The organism is Frateuria hangzhouensis, from assembly GCF_026410505.1.
GTDB classification, from domain to species: domain Bacteria; phylum Pseudomonadota; class Gammaproteobacteria; order Xanthomonadales; family Rhodanobacteraceae; genus Frateuria_A; species Frateuria_A hangzhouensis.
The window spans coordinates 1-1,203 of the sequence record NZ_JAPMIU010000037.1; the positions used below are offsets into that span (position 1 = coordinate 1).

Below are 1,203 nucleotides of genomic sequence, written 5' to 3' on the forward strand. Positions count from 1 at the left end.
CGACGTCCCCCCGCCTTTGAGTAGCACATCGGTTTGGAGTCCAATCCCCCATTCGAAGGAGATTGGACGTGAAGAAGCGTTTTTCCGAAGAGCAGATCATCGGCTTCCTGCGTGAGGCGGAAGCCGGCATGGCGGTGAAGGACCTGTGCCGCAAGCACGGCTTCAGCGAGGCCTCCTACTACCTGTGGCGCAGCAAGTTCGGCGGCATGAGCGTGCCCGACGCCAAGCGCCTGAAGGAGCTGGAAACGGAGAACGGCCGGCTGAAGAAGCTGCTGGCCGAGCAGGTCCTCGAGAACGAGGTCATCAAGGATGCCCTACGAAAAAAGTGGTGACCGCGCCAGCCCGACGTGGGCTGGTGCGGCACATGGTCGATCGGGGCTTAAGCGAGCGGCGTTCGCTGGCCGTCATGCACATGAGTGCCAGCGCCTTGCGCTATACGCCGCGCCCGGATCGCAACGTCGCCCTGCGCGAGCGGATCCTGGCGCTGGCCCACCGGCACAAACGCTACGGCGTCGGAATGATCTACCTCAAGCTCAGGCAGGAAGGGATGCTCGTGAACTACAAGCGGGTCGAGCGGCTTTACCAGGCGGCGAAGCTGCAGGTGCGGCGGCGCAAGCGCAAGAAGGTGCCGGTGGGCGAACGTCAGCCCTTGTTTCGTCCAACGGCGGCCAACCAGGTGTGGTCCATGGACTTCGTCTTTGATCGCACGGCCGAAGGGAGGGTGATCAAGTGCCTGACCATCGTCGATGACGCCACACACGAGGCGGTGGCGATCGAGGTCGAGCGAGCGATCTCGGGCCACATGCTCACGCGGGTGCTCGATCGCCTGGCGCTCAGCCGTGGTCTGCCCAACGTGATCCGCACTGACAACGGCAAGGAGTTTTGCGGCAAGGCCATGGTGGTCTGGGCGCATGCGCGCGGCGTGCAGTTGCGCCTGATCCAGCCGGGCAAACCAAATCAGAACGCTTATGTCGAGTCCTTCAACGGCCGCCTGCGCGATGAGTGCCTCAACGAGCACTGGTTCACTCACCTGCTGCATGCCCGGGCCGTGATCGAGACGTGGCGGCGCGAGTACAACGAGGAGAGACCCAAGGAGGCTTTGGGAGGCATGACGCCTGCGGCCTATGCACAGCGCCTGGCAAAGACAGATACGATCAACCCCGGACTCTAAACCCGACCGCTACTGAAAGCGGGGGGACGTCG

Annotated in this window: 1 protein-coding gene; it reads left to right on the forward strand. The window is 63.4% G+C overall.

Annotated features, from left to right (window positions below):
* Positions 1–128 precede the first annotated feature (128 nt).
* A protein-coding gene (locus OSC30_RS16750; RefSeq protein WP_425474764.1) for an IS3 family transposase occupies positions 129–1,171 on the forward strand; the annotation gives its coding sequence in 2 pieces (ribosomal slippage) (positions 129–318 and positions 318–1,171; 1,044 coding nt in all).
* The last annotated feature ends 32 nt before the right edge of the window (positions 1,172–1,203 follow it).